This window comes from Ruegeria sp. BI7 (assembly GCF_056537925.1).
Map to the genome: position 1 here is coordinate 35,607 of NZ_JBQFSK010000010.1, position 20,780 is coordinate 56,386.

Below are 20,780 nucleotides of genomic sequence, written 5' to 3' on the forward strand. Positions count from 1 at the left end.
GAACCGTTTGTGGGGTCCTGGATGACTGAACCATCGAACCGAGTTCTGATACTGGGCAGCGCGCCCGGCGCCTTGGCCGCGCAAGGCTGGGCGCGCGATCCCTTTACCCATATTGTCGCGATCAATAACGCCTGGCGCATCCGGCCAGATTGGGACATGCTGATCCACCCCGAAGATTTCCCGATAACAAACCATCCAACTGGACTTGCCCCGCATCAGCGGATCATCACGGCGCAGGACTATGTACCGGCGCAAAATGGGTTTGGTGGGTTTGTCTACGCTGGCGGAACGATGGCGTTTACCGCGGGCTATTGGGCCTTGGCGGTGCTAAGGCCTGCGGTGCTGGCCTTTTTCGGCTGTGACATGATCTACCCGGATACCGGGAAGACGCATTTCTACGGAACCGGTCAGGCTGATCCTTTGCGTACGGATATCACTTTGCGGTCGCTCGAGGCTAAATCGGCGCGCCTGGCGCTGTTTGGTGCAGATCAGGGATGCCAGGTCGTCAGGCTGTCAAAAGGGGAGAGCCGCCTGCTGTTTCCGTCCGTCGGGATCGGTGATCTTGTAAGAGACGACTTACCCGAAACCGATGCGATGCAGGCCATTGTCCAGTCGGAAAATGAGCTGGGGTATCACGTGCCCTCGGGGCGGTATTGGGAAGTTGCGGACAGGTTCGACACTAGCAAGCTTGATGCGTTGGACCAGCAATGGCTGGCTGCCTATCGCGCGTCAGCCCTGAGAGATTTCGCCTGAAACGGTCAATAGATCAGGTGGCGAATTCGGCCCAGGCCCAGACCATCGCGATATAGGTCAGGTTGTGCATCAACTGGTCCAGACCCGCAGCGCGCCAAAAAGCAGCCTGTGTTGGCATCAGTTTTTTCTTGTCAGAATAACTGGCTTTGGCAAAATCGATGTTGAAATGTACGAACCATTCCAGGGCGGCAATTATAAGAATAAAAGCCCAAGGCGCGCCGAACAGCACAAAGACAATAACGGATCCGATAACATGTACGCCGGCATGTTGCGCGCGACCCCAGTGAAGATACTCACCACGCCCCGATAGCATTTTGGGTGTCTGAAGGTAGAAATCCGCGAACATATGTTTGATCTGCAACAAGCAGAGCATCGACAACACTGCGCCCAAGCTGGCGGTCAAATTGTTTCTCCCGATATCGTCCTAAAGCGAACTCTAGGGGCTAAACTGGTGCGGCGCAAATAAACTAGATCACACATGGCGAATTTATGTGCAAACTGGAAACTATTTGCGTCAGTGGTCACGAATGCTGTAAATTCAGCCTGTTGGATGCGCCGCAATTTCTTTCAGATCGGATCGGTGATTCAAAACAGGGGCAGGATCCATAGAACGTTCGATTTTCCGGTTTATTTGGAAGTACTCAAAACGCGATCAGCTAATTCTGCTGGCCGTGACGTCTACGCTGTTCCCGCTGCTGTATCTGACACTGGAATTGCCCAAGCGCATTATCAACGATGCCATTGGTGCAGCCAGCCCGATTGTGGATGTTCTGGGGTATCAGGTACCGCAAACCACATTCCTGATTATTCTGTGCGGCGCGTTCTTACTGGCGGTGCTGGCGCATGGCCTGATGAAGATGCGTATCAACACCATGAAGGGTGTGCTGAGCGAACGGATGCTGCGCCGCTTCCGGTATCAGCTGATCAACCGCGCCCTGCGTTTCCCCCAACCGTATTTCGAGCGGGTCAGCCAGGGTGAAATGGTGTCGATGATCACCGCCGAAAGCGAGCCTATGGGTGGGCTTATGGGCGATGCGATCAGCCAGCCGGTCCTGCAAGCGGGACAGATGATCACGATCCTGTCGTTCCTGTTCCTGCAAAGCGTCTGGTTCGGGCTGGCCGCTGTGGCCCTGATACCGCTGCAGGCGTGGCTGATTCCCAAGCTGCAGCGTCAGATCAACTTACTGAACAAGAAACGCATTCAGGAAGTTCGCGTGCTGGCCGCGCAGATTGGAGAGAATGCAGCCGGGGCCTCGACCTTGCGTGCCAATGGCGGCTGGCGTTATCGCCGGGCGATGATCTCGGATCAATTGGGGCGGCTGTATGGCATTCGCTTCGAGATCTACCAGAAAAAATTTTTTATGAAGTTTATCAACAACTTCATCTCGCAGCTGACGCCGTTCATGTTCTATCTGATTGGCGGACTTCTGGTGTTGCAGGGCTCGGTCTCATTGGGGGCGCTGGTGGCGGCGTTGGCGGCGTATAAGGACCTGAGCTCGCCCTGGAAAGAGTTGCTGACCTACTACAACCAGACGCAGGACATGTCGCTGCGCTGGGACGTGGTGATCGAACGTTTTGCCCCGCCGGGAATGCCCGATGAAAAGCTGTTCGAAGGCGAGCCCGAAACGCGACCACATCTGAATGGGGATATCGCGCTGGATCGGGTCTCGGTTCGGGATATGGATGGCAATCAGGTTTTGGATGATCTGAACCTTACCTTTAAAGGCGGACAAACTGTTGGGATTGCGGCCCCCAGCGAAGAGGACCGGCGCGCCGTTGCTGAGTTGCTGACGCGGGAAATTCTGCCCAGCGCGGGTCGGGTCGAGATTGGTGGCGAAAACCTGTCGAACCTGCATCAAAGTGTGGTGGCCGCGCGCATCGGCTACGCCTCGTCACGCCCAGTTATGTTTAAGGGGACGTTGGGCGACAATGTGATGATGCCGATGCGTCAGAGGCCGCTGACAACGCAGTCCGACGACCCTGATTTTGCTGAGACCCAACGCGCAGGCAACAGCGCCGATCCGTATGATGCCGAGTGGCTTGACCCGTCTCAGGCTGGGTTGGACAGCCCCGACGCGCTGCGCGATTGGTGGTTGCACCTGATTGACGGCATGGGGTCGGGGGCGGCTTTGTTCCAGCGTGGATCAGAGCAAGTGTTTGATCCGGTTGAACACCCGGAATTGGCCAGCAAATTGGTCGAGCTGCGCCCCTTGGTCCAGCAGGCGGTGCAAAAGGCTGGGCTGGAACAACAAGCTTTGGTGTTTGATCGCGACACCTACAACCCGGCCTTGCCGGTGGTGGAAAACCTGCTGTTTGCCACGCCGCGTGTGCCGGTCACGCAGGAATTGCTGGCGCGTCAAACCGTCTTTTTGGGACAACTGCGCGAGTTGGGGTTGGACGAAACACTGGTTGGTCTGACCCGCGATGTGATCGAGATGCTGCGTCAGATCTTTGGTCTGGACGGCACCGACCACCCGCTGTTCCGCAAGCTGGGACTTGAGGCGCAAACCTATGAGGCCGCGCTGGAACTGGTCGAGCGGACCAGGAATGAGGGCGTATCCGGTCTGGATGACGAACAACTGGCCAATCTGCTGGCGGTGCCATTCGTGATTTCGGCGGAACAGATTGGGCCTGCCTTTACCGATGAGTTAAAGAACCGAATCCTCGAACTACGTCACAGCCATTCCGAGAAATTGCTGGGGCGGTTGCATGACGTTTTCGTCTCGCTGGACAAAACGGCATTTGCGCCGGGTCTGACCGTTATGGAAAACGCCCTGTTCGGCAAAGTCAGTCAGATCGGGGGCGGTCGTTCGGACGAGGCGCGTAAGCTGATTGTCGATGTGCTGGACGAAAACGGCGCGCGCCCGCTGGTGGTCGAACTGATTTATGACGTCCCGGTCGCAATCGGTGGTCAGAACTTGCCCGCCGTTTTTGCCGAACCACTGGCCTTTACCCGCGCGACGATCAAAAAGCCGGACATCCTGATCCTGGAAAACGCGCTCGCCAGCTATGACATGGCGACACAAGTTGCTGTTTACAAAAACCTGCGTCAGTTGCTGCCCGACACGACAGTCATCTATCTGAACGACCAGTTCGAAAATCCGGATGTATTCGACATGTTTGTCGAAATCCGGCAAGGTCGTGTGGTCTCGGACGGAGGGTATGATGCCGTGGAAGAGGATAGCGCCGCCTCAGCCGATCTGGCGCGCAAGCTGCGCGCATTGGAACAGACGCCGCTGTTTTCCGGTCTTGACCGCAGGCAGTTGCGCCTGCTGGCCTTTGGTGCGCGCTGGTTCGATGCCAAGCCGGGCGAGGTTGTGTTTCTGAAAGATGACCAACCCACTGATGGGGCCTATGTGGTGCTTGAAGGCGAGGCCGGGCTGTACCTGCCGCAGATGGAAGGCCCGGATCAACTGATCACAAAAGTGGGGCCGGGGGCACTGGTGGGGGAACTGGGGCTGATCCGCAAGGAGCCCCGCGCCCTGAGCATGATTGCCGAGACGGAACTGTCCTGCTTGCGGATCGGGGAAGAGGAATTCCTGGCGGTGGTCGAAAACGATGCCGCTACCGCATTCAAGCTGATGCAGGTGATCGCTGGATACGTTTCGAACTAGATCTTGGGCTTACAGAACAATTCGTAAAGCAACCCGATGACCTGCGCGGTATTGCCGTCATGCAGCGAGTAATAGATAGTCTTGCCGTCTCTGCGCGTGGACACCAGCTGTTCCTGCCGCAATCGGGCCAGCATCTGGCTGACGGCGGCCTGCCGGATTTGCAGCAGGTCCTCTAACTCACCCACTGATTTTTCGCCGTCGCCCAGATGGCACAGGATCATGAGCCTGCCTTCATGGGCCAGTGTTTTCAGAAACGCCGCAGCCCGCGCGGCGCTTTCTTTCATGTCCGCGGGGTTTTCAGAATGTTCGCCTTCGGTGTCTTGGGCTTTGGGGGTCACACGCAGCCTGTTTGTTCGCAATGGGGTTGGACCAATATGCCCTGAAACCGGTTTGGTTGTCACCCCTCGGTCGCTGGCGCACCCCCTTGAAAGGCGTTGCCGTTGACATAGTCGCAAGGTTCTTCCTGCATTTGCAAATGCAGCCCGTCGCCGCTGTAGGGATGCGCACGGGCCAGGTCCTCGTCCACCTCGATCCCAAGGCCGGGTGTGGTTGGGGCGGTCACGAAACCATCATCGACACGCAAAGTGCCTTTGATCAGTTGATCGTGGAAAGGCGTTTCGATGGTCTCCAGCAGCAGCAGATTTGGGATCGACGCGGCCAGATGGATATTTGCGGCCCACTCGATAGGTCCGGCATATAGATGCGGTGCCATTTGGGCATTGAACACCTCGGCCATGGCGGCGACCTTCTTCATCTCCCATATGCCACCAGCGCGACCAAGGGCGGGTTGCAGGATTTCGGCAGCCCCGGCACGCAGTACCGCGCCGAATTCGGCCTTGGTGGTCATACGTTCTCCGGTCGCGACAGGGATGCGGACGTTGCGGGCGACGCGGGCCATATCCTCGATCATGTCGGGCGGGGTGGGTTCTTCAAACCACAGCGGAGAGTAGGGCTCCAGCGCCTGACCTAACCGGATTGCGCCTGCGGTGTTGAACTGACCATGGGTGCCGAACAGCAGGTCGGCCCTGTCCCCCACGGCCTCGCGGATCGCTTTGCAGAACGCGACCGACATTGAGATATCGGATATCGCAGGCATATGCCCACCGCGGATCGTGTAAGGGCCTGCCGGGTCGAATTTCACAGCGGTAAAGCCACGCCGCACCATCTCGGCCGCGCATTCACCGGCCTGATCGGGTGAGGTCCAGAAATCGGACAGATCATGTTGCGGCAGGGGGTAAAGGTAGGTGTAGGCCCGGATGCGTTCGTTCATCACCCCACCCAGCAGAGCATAGACCGGGCGGTCGCGATCCTTGCCCAGTATATCCCAACAGGCGATCTCAAGCCCCGAAAACGCGCCCATAACAGTCAGATCGGGACGCTGAGTAAAGCCGCTGGAATAGGCACGGCGGAACATCAACTCGATATTTTCCGGGTTTTCGCCCAGCATATGCCGTTCGAACACGTCCCGGATCACGAGCTGCATCGCGTCGGGACCGACGGATGAGGCATAACATTCCCCCCAGCCGGTGATCCCGGTATCTGTCGTCACTTTGACCAAAATCCAGTACCGTCCACCCCAGCCCGGTGCAGGTGGGGCGGTAACGATGATGTCGAGGTCCTGCAGTTTCATCCGGTGTCCTCCCCTTGGATGGCGTCAGCCCCTGTCGAACAGGATCACGTTGCGCTTGGCGGATCCGGTTTTGGTGTCTTCGATTGCCTCGTTGATCTGATCCAGGGACCACCGGCCCGAGATCAGTTCGTCCAGTTTTAACCGTCCCTGTTCGTATAGGTCGATCATCCACGGGATATCGCGCTGAATGACAACATCGCCCATTTTCGAACCCACCATGCCCTGACCCAGCGCGGCCAGAACCACTGGTTCATAGCTGGACATATCGCCCGAATGCGGCATGCCGATCATGATCGCACGGCCGCCCCGACCCAAATAACGCGGGGCCTGATCATAGGCCGGAATTGCACCGACGGTGATCAGAACCGCATCCGCGCCGCGCCCACCCAAAGCTTTGAAGGCGGCTTTCCATGGTTGATCCTGACTGGCCAAGACCCCATGGGTCGCGCCGAATTCCATGGCGATGTCCAGTTTTTCCTCGGTCATGTCGACGGCCACAATACGACGTGCCCCGGCGATACGGGCCCCCTGAATGGCGTTTAACCCGACACCACCCGCGCCGATGACCACCACGTCCTGACCTGGGCGTAGCTTCGCGGCATTCACCGCCGCACCGACCCCGGTGATCACGCCGCAGGACAGGAGGCTGGCCACGTCTTTCGGCATCTCAGCAGGAAGTTTCACGATTTGCCGGTGGCTGACGACAACCTTTTCGGCAAAGGCACCGCAAGCCATCGCCTGATCTAAGGGACCACCGTCCACTGTCTGCAACGGTCCTTTGACGGTGTCGTAAGGCGTTTCGCAGATGGTTGGCTGGCCGCCTGCGCAAGACGGGCAGGACCCGCAGCCGCGGATTAGGGTAACAACTACTGGGTCGCCAACCTTGAAACCCCCGGCCTCGTCGCCAATCGCGGTGATCACTCCGGCGGCTTCGTGGCCATAGACGGCAGGCAAATGCCCACCCCATGCCCCGCTAGCAAAGGTGATATCGGAATGGCAGATTGCCACGGCCTCGAGTGTCACTTCGACCTCGCCCGCGCCCGGCGGTGCCAGCAAGACGTCTTCGATGACCAGAGGTTCGTCAAACGCCCGGCAGACGGCGGCTTTGATGGTTTGCATGTGGTCCCTCACTCCTTTTCGATCACGGTGGCGCGGGAAACTGCATGTCGCAAGACGGAAACCGTCATCCAGGCGTCGTTGTTACGCTACGACAGGGCGAGATCGCAAAAATAAGGCAAATCCGACGACCATCAGAACCAGGGCCAGCAGGAATGGCGCGCCGGGCAGGTAGATCGCCGCGTCAGGTTTGGCAAAATGAGCGAACACACTGGTCATCACCAGTGGCGAAATCACCATCGACAGTGCGTGCAGCGAGGTCAGCACACCCTGCAACTCACCTTGTTGCGAATCCGGGGTTGCGCGGGATGTCAGGGCCTGCAGGGCAGGGGTCACCACCGCACCGACTGCGGTAATCGGGATCAGCATCAGAGCGATGAAGCCATTGGTCAGGAAAGCCAACAGCAGAAAGCTGACCACTTCGAAAGCCATACCGTAGATGATCGTTACCCTCTCACCCAGGTACCGGGTCGCGGGGCGGATCAGGCCACCTTGTACAGCGGCCATGCCGATCCCGTACACGCCCAGTGACAGACCGATCATTTGCGGCGACCAGCCGAACCGTTCCGTTGTGAAATAGGCCCAGATCGCGGGGTAGACGTAGATGGACACGGAATAGAGGAAATAGACCCACAGCATTGGGCGGATGCCCGGCAACGATGCGATGGCGCGTAGCGAGTTCACCGGATTGGCGCGGCGCAGGCTGAAGGCCCGGCGGGTTTTGTCGGTCACCGTTTCCGGCATGACCAAAAGGCCCGCCAGAAAAGTCAGCGCGGACAAGGCGGCTGCCGCCCAAAAAGGCGCGCGGGTTCCGTATTCGCTCAGCAACCCACCGATAACTGGGCCCAGCACAAACCCCACCCCGAAGGCGGCACCCAGCAGGCCAAAATTCGCCGCCTTTTCGTGCGGTTTCGAGACATCCGCCATGAACGCCGCCGCCGTGGCATGGGTGGCCGCGGTGATGCCACCCACGATGCGCCCGACCAACAGCAACCAGATGCTGCCGGCAATCGCCATCACCACATAGTCCAGCGACATGACGAACAAGGACACCAACAGCACAGTGCGCCGGCCATAGGCGTCGGATAGGTTGCCCAAAATTGGCCCAAATACGAATTGCATCGCGGCAAAGGCGGTGCTGAGCGCGCCGCCCCAGATCGCTGCGTCGGCCAAAGTGCCGCCCTGAACCTCGATGATCAGCTCTGGCATGATGGGCAACACCAGACCGATGCCCATGGCGTCGATCATCACCGTGCCGAGTACGAAGAGAAAAGGTAGACGCATAGAAACCGCTCGCGAGATTCGCCCGGACCCTATCACGCTTCGTTCACCTGTGAAGCACCTGTAACGTCAGGTCATGCCGCCGGTAATTTTTGTTCCAGATCGTCCAGGATTTCGGACAGAAGACGGGGATGAGAAAAGAACGGAGAATGCGAACTGTTGATCGATGTCCGCAAACCTTCGGGCGCGACGTGGCTCATCTGTTCTTCGTATTCCCTTGGGATCGTATGGTCGTCCGTCGCGGTGATGTAAGCTTTGGGGACACGCGCGAAATTATCTGCAAGGGACAGCGGGGTTTCCTGCGGTGCGATGGGCTGAGGGCACATGCGCGCAAGGGCATAGGGTACGGTTTCAGGTGCGCAATCGTGATAAAACAAATCTTGCACCATGTCTGGCCTGAACGTGTAGGACAGGCAATCGGTGGATTTTTCGACGGCATCAACGACCAGTTGGCGCGGGGCCCTTTTGCGCATCTCAATCATCGAAAGACCGTCTTGCGGAACATATGCGCACAGATAGATCAGGGCCCGCATTGCGTTCGGGGCTGCCTCGGCGGCGGCGCTGATGGGATAGCCGCCCCAGGAATGGCCAACGAGGATCGTTTTCGGAGTCGAAGCCGAAAGAACTGCATCGCGGCAACTGTCCAGCGTGACATCGACAATCGGTGTCGGGTCCGAGCCGTGGCTGGGCAGGTCAATTGCGCGCGCCGTGTGACCCAGTGCCGTCAGGGCGGGAATGACATCACGCCAGCACCATGCGCCATGACACGATCCATGGATCAACAGAAAATCTGCCAAAACAGTGCTCCTTCAAATATGTCCAATATCGGTCAGAAAATTACGCAGCAGGGCGGCGTATTCCGCCGGTTGTTCAACACAGGGCAGGTGACCGGCCCGGCGCATCAATTCGAATTTCGAGCCAGGGATAGTTTCAACGGTTTCGCGCACCAGATCCGGAGGGGTCGAGCCGTCCTCGCTGCCGGCAATGCCCAGCGTCGGCAGGCGCAAACCGCTGGTGGGGGTGTAGAAATCCGTGCCCGAAATCGCCGCGCAGCAACCCAGATAACCGTCAACGGGTTGTCGCACCATCATGTTGCGCCACAGCAAGTGTTCCGGCTCTGAGCGGAAACTTTTGGAAAACCACCGTTCCATCGTCGCATCGGCCAGCGCTTCGATACCGCCTTGGCGCACCGCATCCATACGGTCCTGCCAGATTGAAGGGATGCCGATCTTGGCGGCGGTGTTCGACAGGACCAGCGCGCGGATTTGATCCATACGCTTTACCGCCAATCCCTGCGCGATCAAACCGCCGATGGACAGGCCGACAAAGACGCAATCGCGAACGTCCAACAGATCCAGCAATGCCTCGGCATCGCGCACCAGCGCGCCCATGGAATACGGGGCAGGCGGTTGTGACGACAGGCCATGCCCGCGCTTGTCATAGCGAATGATCCGTAAACCGGCAGGCAGATGCGGCAGCATCGCGTCCCAAAGGCGCAGGTCGGTTCCTAGCGAGTTGGCAAAAACAATGGGTGCGCCGTTTGGATCACCATCGACGCGATAGTGCAGCTGCACTTCTCCAATATCTGCGATCTGCATGACACAATCCCCTGTCGTCATACTTTAAGGAATCAGGTTGACCCAAACATTGTCCAATGTCAGGTCAGGAATTCCAGCGCTTTTCCAAAGACTTCCGGGTCCACATTGCCCCCCGAGGCCACGACGATCACCGCGTCGCCTTCGATTTTTTCCTTGCGGAAAAGGGCAGAAGCCAACGATACCGCGCCGCCCGGTTCTAGCACGATTTTCAAACGCAGAAAGGCCAGAGCCATCGCACGCATGGCTTCCTCTTCGGTGACCGACAGGCCCGGACCACACAAGCGGCTGAGAATTGGAAAGGTAATCTGTCCGGGCTGCGGCGTCAGGATCGCGTCACATATATTGCCCGCAGTTTCAGCATTGGCCTGAATCTGACCGCTGGCCAATGAGCGTTTGACGTCGTCGAAGCCTTCGGGCTCACAGGGGCGGGCGCGCAGACCGGGTGCGTGACCTTCGAGCGCCAGCGCGATCCCCGAAGTCAGCCCGCCGCCACCGCAGCAGACCAAAACATCGCCTTGCTTAACGCCCATTTCGGCGGCCTGCCGAACAAGCTCCAGCCCGGTAGTGCCCTGACCGGCGATTACCTGCGGTTCATCATAAGGGCGGATCAGGGTCAGGCCGCGTTCGGTGGCCAGGGATTCGCCAATCTCCTCGCGGCTTTCGTTTGCGCGATCATACAGGACGACCTCACCCCCCAGCGCGCGGGTGTTGTCGATCTTCAACTGGGGCGCGTCCGAGGGCATGATGATCACTGACGAAATGCCGTGCCGTGTTGCCGCCAAAGCCACGCCTTGCGCGTGATTGCCCGAGGAATAGGCGATCACGCCGCGCTGTCGGTCCTGAGCGTTCAGCGCCGAGATCGCCGACCACGCGCCACGGAACTTGAAGCTGCCCGTATGTTGCAGGCATTCGGGCTTTACCAGCACCCGACGACCGGCCAGGTCATCCAGAAACGGCGAGGTGAGCAGCGGTGTTTCCCGAATGTGACCACGCAGCCGATCGGCGGCGGCTTCGATCATCTCCAAAGTGCTCATACGGTATCCAATACTTTGCGGATAAGGGCCAAAGACTGCGGTTCGTCCAGAAACGGCACATGGCCGCGATCCGGTATTTCTGCTGAGATAAGATCGGGGTGGCGCTTGTGCATCTCGACCAGCGTATCCTTGCCGAGAACATCCGAATTTGCGCCCCGAATGACACCTGTCGGAATATCGCGCAAGGCTTCGAAGAACATCCACAAATCCGGAAATTTGCCCGCAGCGGTTTGTTCCAGTAATGCAGTGCGCAAGGCCGGATCATAGCGCAAAGTCAGGCCATCGTCGGTCAGTTCGTATTGGATTTCCGCCTGCTGCCGCCACCGGTCCAGCGAAACCCCGGGGAATTGCTGTTCCATCACCTGCTGTAAGATTTTCGCGGCCTCGTCATAGGTTTTTGAAGTCGGCTGTTTGCCTACATAATCCATGATCTTGGCAATACCTACAGGGTCGATCACAGGGCCGACATCATTCAGAATCACTCCGGACAGCCGTTCGGGATGACTGACGGCCAGCGCCATGGCAATCAACCCACCGCGCGAAGTGCCTAAGACAACCACACGGTCCAATCTGAGATGATCCAGCAATTCGATCACATCAAGGGATTCGCGAACGATGTTATAGTTCATGTAGTCCGGGTCATGATCCGATTGCCCGCGCCCCCGGTAATCCATCGTGATCATCCGCACATCGGTGATATGTGGCGCCAGGAACGCGAAATCCTGACTGTTGCGGGTCAGCCCAGCAAGGCACAGCACCGGAGTACCGGCACCGATGTCATCGAAGAAAAGGCGCCTGTCATCAGACGTGGTGAAAAAAGCCATTAAACTCCGGCCAGTTGAGGGATCGTTGTCAGGTCGGACAGAACATGTGCGGGCGTCCATGGCAAGCGGTCCATTGGCTCATCTGCACGATTAACCCAGGCGGTTACGAACCCGTACCCGCTGGCCCCGGCGGCGTCCCACCCATTCGAGCTGACAAAAAGTACCTCGTCACGGGCACAGTCGAAACGCTGCTGCACCAGATCGTAGACACTGGAGTGAGGTTTGAAGACGCCAACACTTTCGACTGACAGCACGTCGTCCAGCACGCCGCCGATTCCTGCCGATTGCACCGCACCATCCAGCATGGGCGGCGACCCGTTGGACAGAATCGCGGTGTTCAGACCGCCCTCTTTCAGGGCGGTCAGCATCTGGGGTACTTCCGGATAGGCCTGCAATTCCCAATACAGGTCCAGCAGACGTTGGCGCAGGGTGGGATCGCCCTCAAGCCCGGTGGCGTCCAACGCCCAGTCCAGCCCGTCTTGCGTGACATCCCAGAAATCGGCATGGGCATCGGTGATCGCGCGCAGCCAAGTGTATTGCAACTGTTTCAGCCGCCAATGATTTGCCAATTCGGGCCATTTCTGTTGCAGCTTCTCGAACCCGGGCTCGGATGCGGCTTGCCGCGCGGCGGCGGCAACGTCGAACAGCGTGCCATAGGCATCGAATACGCAAGTGGTGATCGGCATCAATTCCCCTCCCTCATTCGCGCGCAGGTTGGCACAAGTGGTGCAGGCACAAAAGGGGGGAGGGTTTACAATAGCGCGTTACCCCCTAGGGTTGGCCGCTCAATTTCTTAACGGCCGGAGGCCACCTATGACCGAGATCAAACAAGGCGACACGGTTCGCATCCATTACAAGGGTACTTTGCTGGACGGAAACGTGTTCGACAGTTCCGAAGGGCGCGACCCGCTGGAATTTGTGGTTGGGTCCGGTCAAATCATTCCCGGTCTGGATACGGCTATGCCCGGCCTGACAACGGGTGAGAAAAAACGGGTCGAGATTGCCTGCGTGGATGCCTATGGCCCGATCAATCCGGCGATGCGGCAGCAGATCCCGCGCGAAGGGATACCGGATGACATCCCGCTTGAGCCTGGCACTCAGCTACAGATGCAGACACCGGATGGGCAAGCGCTGCCTGTGACGGTGGTGGAGGTGGATGACGCAACCGTCACGCTGGACGCCAATCACCCGTTGGCCGGGCAGGATCTGATTTTTGATATCGAGGTTGTTTCAATCAACTGACAACCGTGGGCCAGCGTGTTGGATCAGCCTGAAATCAGGCTGGTCCAGGATGTGAGAGTGGTGCGGACTTCTGCCTGTGTGAAGAACACAAACAGCATCAGCAGCGTGGTCAGGGCCAGCAATGCGATCCGGCCGCGTTGCCCCAGAAAACCCGATTTGCGCCGGGATGCCCGTGTGGTGGTGGCGATGATTTGTTCTGCTTTGCTCATGCCGCTATCACTGCCCGAAAAAGATGGTTAAATCTTGGCGCGGACAGGGAAAGATCGGGTCACATGTGATCGGGTTGCGGCATTCCCAGAACGTGGAACCCTCCGTCTACCCGAATGATCTCACCCGAAGTGCAGGCCCCAGCGTCCGAAGTCAGGTAAACTGCGGTGCCACCGACGGCTTCGAGCGTTGCGTTTGCACGCATCGGTGCATTCTGATCGCAGAACTTGTAGGTCTTGCGTGCGCCGCCGATGGCCGCACCTGCCAGCGTTTTCATCGGGCCGGGCGAGATGGCGTTCACTCGGATGCCTTCGGGGCCCAGATCATTGGCCAGATAGCGGGTCGCCGATTCCAGCGCCGCCTTGGCCACGCCCATGACGTTGTAGTTCGGCACAACGCGGTTCGAACCCTGATAGGTCAGCGTCAGCAGTGAACCGCCATTGTCCTTCATCAACGGGTAAGCGCGGCGCGCAACCTCGATAAACGAATAGGCAGACACATCCATGGAGTGTTTGAAATTCGCCCGCGTGGTGTTGAGGAACCGGCCCGTCAGCTCGGATTTGTCCGAGTAGGCAATCGCGTGAACTACGAAGTCGATGCTAGGCCAGCGCGCGCCCAGCTCATCGAAAGCACGGTCCAAAGATTCGTCGTCGGTGACATCCGCATCCACCATGAAATCGCTGCCCAGGCTTTGCGCCAATGGCTCCAGCCGCTTACCGAACGCTTCGCCCTGATAGGTGAACGCCAGTTCTGCGCCGGCTTCGTGCATGGCCTTGGCGATGCCCCATGCAATCGAGCGGTCATTTGCCACGCCCATGATCAGGCCGCGTTTGCCCTTGAGAGTATCCGACATCGTATTCACCCGTTATACTTTGACAGAACCATGGACCCGTTGGTGCCACCAAAGCCGAAGCTGTTGGTCATCACGCTGTCCAAGCCTGCGTTTTCAACTACTTGAGTTGCAATTTCACCGGGCAGGATGCCTTCGGCAAGTGTGTCGACATTGATCGACGGAGTAATGAAATCATGGTGCAGCATCAGCAGGCAGAACACCGCCTCAAGCGCGCCTGCGGCACCCTGTGCGTGGCCCGTCATCGACTTGGTCGATGAAATCGGGGGCACATTGCCTTCGCCAAAGATACGGCGCACGGCCTCAACCTCACCCACGTCGCCGACCGGGGTCGAGGTACCGTGGGCGTTGATGTAGCCGACCTTGCGGCCTTCGGGCAGTGTCGACAGGGCCAAGCGCATCGCGCGCTCGCCACCCTCACCAGACGGGGCTACCATGTCGTGGCCGTCCGAGGTCGCGGCATAGCCGGTCACTTCGGCATAAATCTTGGCGCCGCGGGCCAGCGCGTGCTCCAGATCCTCAAGCACGACGATGCCGCCGCCACCCGAGATCACGAACCCGTCGCGATTCTGGTCGAACGCGCGCGAGGCTTTGTCGGGCGAGTCGTTGTATTTCGAGGACATCGCGCCCATCGCGTCGAACAGGCAAGACAGGGTCCAGTCCAGTTCTTCACCGCCGCCGGCGAACATAACGTCCTGTTTGCCCAGCATGATCTGTTCGGCCGCGTTGCCGATGCAATGCAGCGAGGTCGAACAGGCCGAGGTGATCGAATAGTTGATGCCCTTGATCTTAAACGCGGTTGCCAAGTTCGCGGAAATCGTCGAGCACATGCATTTTGGAACCGCAAAGGGGCCGATGCGCTTGGTTGCGCCGGTTTTCAGCACCGTCTGATGCGCGGTCAGCATGGCGCTGGTCGACGGGCCGCCCGATCCGGCGACTAGCCCGGTGCGTGGGTTTTGAACCTGATCTTCGGTCAGGCGTGAATCTGCAATTGCCTGGGTCATGGCAATATGGGCATAGGCCGCACCGGGCCCCATGAAGCGCAGGGTGCGCTTGTCTACATGCTCGGATACATCAATATCCAGCGATCCGGCGATTTGGCTGCGAAAGCCATGTTCGACCATCTGCTCATTGGCCACGATGCCGGATTTACCGGCCTTGAGTGAGGCCAGAACCTCTTCGGCATTGTTCCCGATGGAAGAGACAACCCCCAGACCGGTGACAACTACTCGACGCATGTGCGTGCTCCTTATTTCAAGCCAGTCCGGCTTAGGCTTCGGACAGAACGACTTTCATATCTTTGACGTCGTAAATCATTTCGCCGTCCGCTTCGACGATACCATCTGCCACGCCCATCGTCAGACGGCGAGTCTGGATCGCTTTCTTGAAATCAATCTTGTAGGTCAGCATTTTACGGTCCGGGCGCACCATGCCGGTCAGTTTGACCTCGCCCACGCCCACGGCCATGCCGCGCCCCTGCCAGCCACGCCAGCCCAGGTTGAAGCCGGTAAGCTGCCACAAACCGTCCAGCCCAAGACAGCCAGGCATGATTGGGTTGCCGGGGAAGTGGCAGTCAAAGAACCACAGGTCCGGGGTAATATCGAATTCGGCCAGCACATGGCCTTTTCCGTGCGCACCGCCATCTTCCGAAATGTCGGTGATGCGGTCCATCATCAGCATCGGCGGAGCAGGTAGCTGCGCGTTACCGGGGCCGAATAACTCGCCACGGGCGCATTTCAGCAGATCGTCTTTGTCAAAGCTGCTCGGGAATTGGGCCATTCTGCCGCCTCTCCTGCCAGGGGTCCGTTTATCTAATCTGGCCTCACCTAGCACCCGTATGCAAGGTCCTGCAAGAGCGGTCGCCCACATCATGTTGTGTTCAGGGCATTCTTTGCGAATGAATTTCATTTGAAATTGCCTGGCCGGAACACTTATATATAGTTCAGAAAAGAACAGGTATCGGATTCATGACACCTCAGAGCCAAAACATAGCGACTTCCTGGTTGGTTGACGCAGGATTACGCCCGACGCGTCAGCGCGTTGCCTTGGCCGAATTGCTGGTGGGCGACGGCAAACATCGTCATGTCACAGCCGAAAGCCTGTTTGATGCGGCCAAGAAGAACGGCGATGCTGTTTCGCTTGCGACCGTGTACAACACCCTGCGCGCGTTTTGCGACGCCGGGGTGCTGCAGGAAATCACGGTGGACGGGTCAAAAAGCTATTTCGATACCAACACCCATGATCACCCCCACTTTTTCTGGGAGGATGAGAGCCGCCTAAGTGATGCGCCCTCGGATCAATTGGTGATTCAGCGCTTGCCCGAGGCACCCGAAGGGGTTGAAGTCGCATCGGTCGATGTCGTGATCCGTCTGCGCAAAAAGTAATCTTACGGTTTTAGATCAGATAGGGCCTGCTCGGCGGTCGCAATCTGCGTGTCCGAGGGGCCAGTGCCATGTAGTGCCAGCACCACGGGTTCTGCCGTAAATGGGTCCGAAACGGGCAGGCTTAGCAAGGGCATCCCATCATAACTGGTATGGGCGGGGGGATTGGCATAGCTGATTGCAACCCCTTCGCCATGTGCCGCAAGGCTGCGCTGAATTTCCAATGAGGCCGCGCGATGTGCGACCGTTGGGTTTTCCCCGATCTGGCGAAACAGCCCCAATACATGCTGTGCCGACAACCCTTCCTCTGACAGGATCAGCGGGTAGGCCGCCAGGTCCTGAAGGGAAACGTCGCTGTGTGCGGCCAAGGGATGATCCGGCGCCAGCAGAGCATGCGGCGTGCTTGTGAACAGCGTCTGCTGGGTAAAACCTGCATCCATGCTGAGCCCATAGGTCAGGGCAAGGTCAATCCGCCCGTCAATCAGGCCCGAGATCAGCCCTTCGAAACTGTCTACCCTGTAGGTGATTGCAACGTCCGGCATCTGCACACGTAACTGGCGCAAGGCGCGTGAAAGCAGGAAGGGCGCCAGATCAACAAAACACCCCAGCCGCAACCGGGTCTTACCCACGTCTCTATCAGTGGCATTTTCCAACCGGGCGGCACTGGCCAGCAGCGCCTCGGCCTCATCGATGAAACTGCGGCCCTGTGGTGTCAGCGCCATGGCTGCTCCGCGCCTGCGGGCGAACAGGGGATAACCCAGCTGTTCCTCGACCCGCGTCAATGCGTTGGACAGCGCAGGTTGCGAGACATTCAGGTGCAGTGCGGCGGCGGACAGGCTGCCATGCCGCCCGATGGCGCAGACATATTCATATTGGCGCAAGGAAATATATAACATGAAATTAAGTCTACCTTTGAAAGATATTACTTGAACAGAGGGCTTTGTCATGTGCAGATCACACAACCCTACGGCACGGAGACTGACATGACACACCCTCTGGTCACGCAAGAGATGATCAACACTTTCCAGCAGGACGGCGTGGTCCTGATCAAGGGGCTTTATACCGGTCACGTCGAAGCGCTGCGCGAAGGCGTTGCCGCGAATATGGCAGAACCCGGCCCGTACGCGTCAGAAAACAAGAAACAGGGCGAGACCGGTCTGTTCTTTGACGATTACTGCAACTGGTCGCGGATTGATCAGTTCCGGGATGTGATCGAAAACTCTCCGGTGGCCGAGGTTGCAGCGGATCTGATGCAGTCCCAAACCGTGCAGATGTTTCACGATCACGTTCTGGTCAAAGAGCCGGGCACCTCAATGGCGACACCGTGGCATCAGGATGGTCCATATTACTTTGTCGAGGGGCAGCAGACCATCAGCTTCTGGTCGCCGCTCGACCCGGTTAAAAAAGCGACGCTGCGCTGCGTGGCGGGGTCACACCGTTGGCAGAAAGAGGTGTTGCCGACCCGCTGGGTATCGGAAGAAGGGTTCTTCCCCGACGAAGGCCAGTACATCCCCGTTCCGGACCCGGATGCCGAGGGCATGAAAGTTGTGGAATTCGAAATGGAGCCGGGTGATGCAGTGGCGTTCAACTATCGCACGCTGCACGGCGCGCGCGGCAACCAATCAGACAGCCGCCGTCGGGCGTTTTCGCTGCGTTTGGTCGGGGATGATGCACGGTATGTGGAGCGTCCAGGCCGGACTTCACCGCCGTATCCTGGCCATGGCATGACGCACGGTCAACGCCTGCGCGAGGACTGGTTCCCGGTGCTGCTACGACGCTAGAGCGAGCTCAAAACCACTGGCCCGATTCGATCAGTCCGAGATCGAGCAATTGGCCGGATTTCCACTGAAATGGCACCGAGTTGTGCCAACAGAAACTTGGAATGTCGAAAGTGGACCCGGCGTTGGTCTTCAACGCTTTGGCGGCGCGGAACGAACACACGGCTGCCGTCATATTGTGATGCCACGGGCAGGAATAGGTGTTGTATTCCGGCTCGTTAAAGGTGTGGTCGGGCCGCAATTCCAGCCCCTTGCGCGATTTGAACAGAGCAATCCGGTCGATGCGGCGGCGTTCATAGGGGATGTGATCTTCGAACCGCCAGCGCAGGCCGCCGGACATGTCGAGCTGCCTCTCGACCGGGTGGCCTTCGGCGTCATGGCGGGTGTGGGCGTAATACCCTGTGCTGTCCAGCATGGCGTGATCCGGGGCGACGCCGTTTGGAAAGGTGTTCAGGTCATCTGCATAAAGGTCGACGACATGGCTGAGCATCGCGTCGCGGCGTTCCTCGGCGTGGAAGGCCAGCAATTCGCCCACCGTGCGGGTCTCGCAAAACGGAAAGAACAGGTACTCGGCGTTATAGCAATAATACATCCAGATACCCGGCGCGGCCTGAATGATCCTGTTGATTGTGTCGAATGCAACTGTGCTGGGTACGCAGGTCAGGGTGACCCTGTGGATGCGGTCAGACAATTCAGAACCCAGTGCGAAATCCTGCGGCATGAAGGCAATCACGGACTTAAAGCCCAGATGCAGATGGTGCCGGAGCGTGCTGTCGACCTCGACATTGTCTTCAACAAAGATCAGCGCGACAGGGCCCTTGGCCAGGGCGGATTTGCCTGAGGTGAGGAAATCGTCGAGAGAGTCGTATTGCATTGCCTGTCCGGTTCCACTTTGCTGGAATCTGCTGTCAAATTCGGGTATCCGCCCCGGCATTGCAAGCGGCGTTCGTAGGGTATAGATGACGCCGATCCCGTCAGCGCAAAGGCCATACCCATGTCGGAACCCAAAAAGCTGTATATCAAAACCTACGGTTGCCAGATGAACGTCTACGACAGCGAACGCATGTCCGAGACGCTGGGTGGGCAGGGCTATGTGGAAACGCAAAGCCCCGATGATGCCGACATGATCTTGCTGAACACCTGCCATATCAGGGAAAAGGCCGCCGAAAAGGTCTATTCCGAACTTGGCAGGTTCAAGGGCCTAAAAGCGGAAAAGCCTGACCTCAAGATCGGTGTGGCGGGGTGTGTGGCACAGGCCGAGGGCGATGAGATTATGCGCCGTCAGCCTCTGGTTGATCTGGTTGTGGGGCCGCAAAGCTATCACCGCCTGCCCGAGATGGAGGCGAAGACGCGCACCGGTGCCAAGGCGCTGGACACGGATTTCCCCGAAGAGGACAAGTTCGAAAAGCTCAAAAACCGTCCCAAGGCCAAGCGTGGTCCGACGGCGTTTCTGACCGTGCAGGAAGGCTGTGACAAGTTCTGTGCCTTCTGCGTGGTGCCATATACCCGCGGTGCCGAAGTCAGCCGACCCGCAGATCGTATTATCCGCGAGGCGCAAGACCTGGTTGAACGCGGCGTGCGTGAGATCACTCTGTTGGGTCAGAACGTCAACGCCTATCACGGGGCTGGTGCAAACGGAGACATGACACTGGCCGGGCTGATTTGGGAGTTGAACAATGTTGATGGGTTGGAGCGCATCCGCTTTACCACCTCGCACCCCAATGACATGGCAGACGACCTGATCGAGGCGCACGGAACCTGCGAGAAACTGATGCCGTATCTGCATCTGCCGGTGCAGTCAGGCTCGGACCGAATCCTCAAACGCATGAATCGCAGCCACACCGCCGAAAGCTATCTGCGCCTGATCGAACGTATCCGCGCTGCGCGGCCCGATATCGTGATCTCTGGGGACTTCATCGTTGGCTTCCCTGAAGAGACCGAAGAGGATTTCCAGGCCACCATGGATTTGGTGGAAGTGGTCAAATACGGCTATGCCTATTCCTTCAAATACTCGACACGTCCGGGAACGCCTGCAGCCGAGCGGCCTCAGGTTGATCCTGATGCGGCGGATGACCGTCTTCAGCGCCTGCAGGCCCTGATCACGCGGCATCAGCGGGAAATTCAGGACGCAATGGTAGGGCGCAAGGTCAAGGTTCTGTTTGAAAAACCTGGACGGCTGCCAGGCCAGATGGTCGGGAAATCCGAGTATTTACATTCGGTTCACGTGTCTGACGCCGATGTCGCGGTCGGAGAATTGCGAGGTGTTCAAATCACCGCCTCAGGGGCAAATTCGCTGGCCGGTGCGCTGATCTGATGCCCCTCCCAAAGTGCTGTTTGAAAGCCATAGTGGGTAATTGTTTCAAAAATTAACCCTTGATTTATCGCCAGCAACTATGTTCGGACAAAAGCCAGACGTATTTGGGGAAAAGGGTTTCTGTTTCCTAAAATTCAGGTCGGTGCTGACCCTGTTTT

Annotated in this window: 22 protein-coding genes; 6 read left to right on the forward strand and 16 right to left on the reverse strand. The window is 58.3% G+C overall.

Annotation, left to right across the window (positions count from 1 at the left end):
* Positions 1–21 precede the first annotated feature (21 nt).
* Positions 22–753, forward strand: coding sequence for a hypothetical protein (locus tag ACR0JB_RS18200; RefSeq protein ID WP_170399077.1), 732 nt, complete (start codon positions 22–24; stop codon positions 751–753).
* 13 nt (positions 754–766) lie between these two features.
* Here the strand turns inward: ACR0JB_RS18200 and ACR0JB_RS18205 are convergent, their stop codons facing one another.
* A complete protein-coding gene (locus ACR0JB_RS18205) occupies positions 767–1,126 on the reverse strand; it encodes a DUF3307 domain-containing protein (RefSeq protein WP_437436841.1) in 360 nt (119 codons plus the stop codon).
* 244 nt (positions 1,127–1,370) lie between these two features.
* Here ACR0JB_RS18205 and ACR0JB_RS18210 point away from each other — a divergent pair, with 244 nt between their 5' ends.
* Positions 1,371–4,367 (forward strand): ABC transporter transmembrane domain-containing protein, encoded by a 2,997-nt coding sequence (locus tag ACR0JB_RS18210; RefSeq protein WP_480790179.1) that lies wholly within the window; start codon positions 1,371–1,373, stop codon positions 4,365–4,367.
* On the opposite strand, the gene ACR0JB_RS18215 is transcribed toward ACR0JB_RS18210, so the two are convergent.
* The 9 genes from ACR0JB_RS18215 to ACR0JB_RS18255 form a co-directional block, all read right to left on the reverse strand.
* A complete protein-coding gene (locus ACR0JB_RS18215) occupies positions 4,364–4,651 on the reverse strand; it encodes an ArsR/SmtB family transcription factor (RefSeq protein ID WP_170399286.1) in 288 nt (95 codons plus the stop codon). The two genes, ACR0JB_RS18210 and ACR0JB_RS18215, sit on opposite strands and share 4 nt — an antisense overlap.
* Positions 4,652–4,764: 113 nt before the next feature.
* Positions 4,765–5,997 (reverse strand): mandelate racemase/muconate lactonizing enzyme family protein, encoded by a 1,233-nt coding sequence (locus ACR0JB_RS18220; RefSeq protein WP_170399085.1) that lies wholly within the window; start codon positions 5,995–5,997, stop codon positions 4,765–4,767.
* A 24-nt stretch (positions 5,998–6,021) separates the two neighbouring features.
* Complete coding sequence (locus ACR0JB_RS18225) at positions 6,022–7,116, reverse strand: Zn-dependent alcohol dehydrogenase (RefSeq protein ID WP_170399087.1); 1,095 nt, start codon at positions 7,114–7,116, stop codon at positions 6,022–6,024.
* A gap of 81 nt (positions 7,117–7,197) precedes the next feature.
* Positions 7,198–8,397 (reverse strand): TCR/Tet family MFS transporter, encoded by a 1,200-nt coding sequence (locus ACR0JB_RS18230; RefSeq protein ID WP_170362462.1) that lies wholly within the window; start codon positions 8,395–8,397, stop codon positions 7,198–7,200.
* A 71-nt stretch (positions 8,398–8,468) separates the two neighbouring features.
* A complete protein-coding gene (locus ACR0JB_RS18235) occupies positions 8,469–9,191 on the reverse strand; it encodes an alpha/beta fold hydrolase (protein ID WP_170399089.1) in 723 nt (240 codons plus the stop codon).
* 12 nt (positions 9,192–9,203) lie between these two features.
* The gene (gene pcaD / locus ACR0JB_RS18240; protein ID WP_170399091.1) at positions 9,204–9,992 is read right to left on the reverse strand and encodes a 3-oxoadipate enol-lactonase; all 789 of its coding nucleotides are present in this window, start codon (positions 9,990–9,992) and stop codon (positions 9,204–9,206) included.
* Between the two features lie 59 nt (positions 9,993–10,051).
* The gene (locus ACR0JB_RS18245) at positions 10,052–11,026 is read right to left on the reverse strand and encodes a threonine ammonia-lyase (RefSeq protein WP_170399093.1); all 975 of its coding nucleotides are present in this window, start codon (positions 11,024–11,026) and stop codon (positions 10,052–10,054) included.
* Positions 11,023–11,850 (reverse strand): alpha/beta fold hydrolase, encoded by an 828-nt coding sequence (locus tag ACR0JB_RS18250; protein WP_170399096.1) that lies wholly within the window; start codon positions 11,848–11,850, stop codon positions 11,023–11,025. The genes ACR0JB_RS18245 and ACR0JB_RS18250 overlap by 4 nt, the downstream gene beginning before the upstream one ends.
* Positions 11,850–12,536: a haloacid dehalogenase type II gene (locus tag ACR0JB_RS18255; RefSeq protein WP_170399112.1), complete on the reverse strand. Its 687-nt coding sequence runs from the start codon at positions 12,534–12,536 to the stop codon at positions 11,850–11,852. The genes ACR0JB_RS18250 and ACR0JB_RS18255 overlap by 1 nt, the downstream gene beginning before the upstream one ends.
* Before the next feature lie 127 nt (positions 12,537–12,663).
* Between ACR0JB_RS18255 and ACR0JB_RS18260 the strand changes: the two genes are divergently transcribed.
* Positions 12,664–13,092: an FKBP-type peptidyl-prolyl cis-trans isomerase gene (locus tag ACR0JB_RS18260; RefSeq protein WP_170378947.1), complete on the forward strand. Its 429-nt coding sequence runs from the start codon at positions 12,664–12,666 to the stop codon at positions 13,090–13,092.
* Positions 13,093–13,115: 23 nt separating this feature from the next.
* Here ACR0JB_RS18260 and ACR0JB_RS18265 read toward each other — a convergent pair whose 3' ends face one another.
* The 4 genes from ACR0JB_RS18265 to fabA are packed head-to-tail and all read right to left on the reverse strand — an operon-like array spanning position 13,116 to position 15,928.
* A complete protein-coding gene (locus ACR0JB_RS18265; RefSeq protein ID WP_170351780.1) occupies positions 13,116–13,301 on the reverse strand; it encodes a hypothetical protein in 186 nt (61 codons plus the stop codon).
* Positions 13,302–13,360: 59 nt separating this feature from the next.
* Positions 13,361–14,152 carry an enoyl-ACP reductase FabI gene (locus tag ACR0JB_RS18270; RefSeq protein WP_170351779.1) on the reverse strand — a complete coding sequence of 264 codons (792 nt, stop codon included), beginning with the start codon at positions 14,150–14,152 and terminating at the stop codon, positions 13,361–13,363.
* A 5-nt stretch (positions 14,153–14,157) separates the two neighbouring features.
* A complete protein-coding gene (gene fabB, locus ACR0JB_RS18275) occupies positions 14,158–15,387 on the reverse strand; it encodes a beta-ketoacyl-ACP synthase I (protein WP_170399115.1) in 1,230 nt (409 codons plus the stop codon).
* A gap of 31 nt (positions 15,388–15,418) precedes the next feature.
* Positions 15,419–15,928, reverse strand: coding sequence for a bifunctional 3-hydroxydecanoyl-ACP dehydratase/trans-2-decenoyl-ACP isomerase (fabA, locus tag ACR0JB_RS18280; protein ID WP_058283235.1), 510 nt, complete (start codon positions 15,926–15,928; stop codon positions 15,419–15,421).
* 188 nt (positions 15,929–16,116) lie between these two features.
* Between fabA and irrA the strand changes: the two genes are divergently transcribed.
* Positions 16,117–16,533 carry an iron response transcriptional regulator IrrA gene (gene irrA, locus ACR0JB_RS18285; protein WP_170506576.1) on the forward strand — a complete coding sequence of 139 codons (417 nt, stop codon included), beginning with the start codon at positions 16,117–16,119 and terminating at the stop codon, positions 16,531–16,533.
* Positions 16,534–16,535: 2 nt separating this feature from the next.
* On the opposite strand, the gene ACR0JB_RS18290 is transcribed toward irrA, so the two are convergent.
* A complete protein-coding gene (locus tag ACR0JB_RS18290; RefSeq protein WP_170506574.1) occupies positions 16,536–17,426 on the reverse strand; it encodes a LysR family transcriptional regulator in 891 nt (296 codons plus the stop codon).
* An 87-nt stretch (positions 17,427–17,513) separates the two neighbouring features.
* Between ACR0JB_RS18290 and ACR0JB_RS18295 the strand changes: the two genes are divergently transcribed.
* Positions 17,514–18,311, forward strand: coding sequence for a phytanoyl-CoA dioxygenase family protein (locus ACR0JB_RS18295; protein ID WP_170506572.1), 798 nt, complete (start codon positions 17,514–17,516; stop codon positions 18,309–18,311).
* A 7-nt stretch (positions 18,312–18,318) separates the two neighbouring features.
* On the opposite strand, the gene ACR0JB_RS18300 is transcribed toward ACR0JB_RS18295, so the two are convergent.
* The gene (locus ACR0JB_RS18300) at positions 18,319–19,182 is read right to left on the reverse strand and encodes a hypothetical protein (RefSeq protein WP_170414126.1); all 864 of its coding nucleotides are present in this window, start codon (positions 19,180–19,182) and stop codon (positions 18,319–18,321) included.
* Positions 19,183–19,302: 120 nt separating this feature from the next.
* On the opposite strand from ACR0JB_RS18300, the gene miaB reads away from it, so the two are divergent.
* Entirely contained in the window at positions 19,303–20,622 is a 1,320-nt protein-coding gene (miaB, locus tag ACR0JB_RS18305; RefSeq protein WP_170506569.1) for a tRNA (N6-isopentenyl adenosine(37)-C2)-methylthiotransferase MiaB, read from the forward strand.
* Positions 20,623–20,780 lie beyond the last annotated feature (158 nt).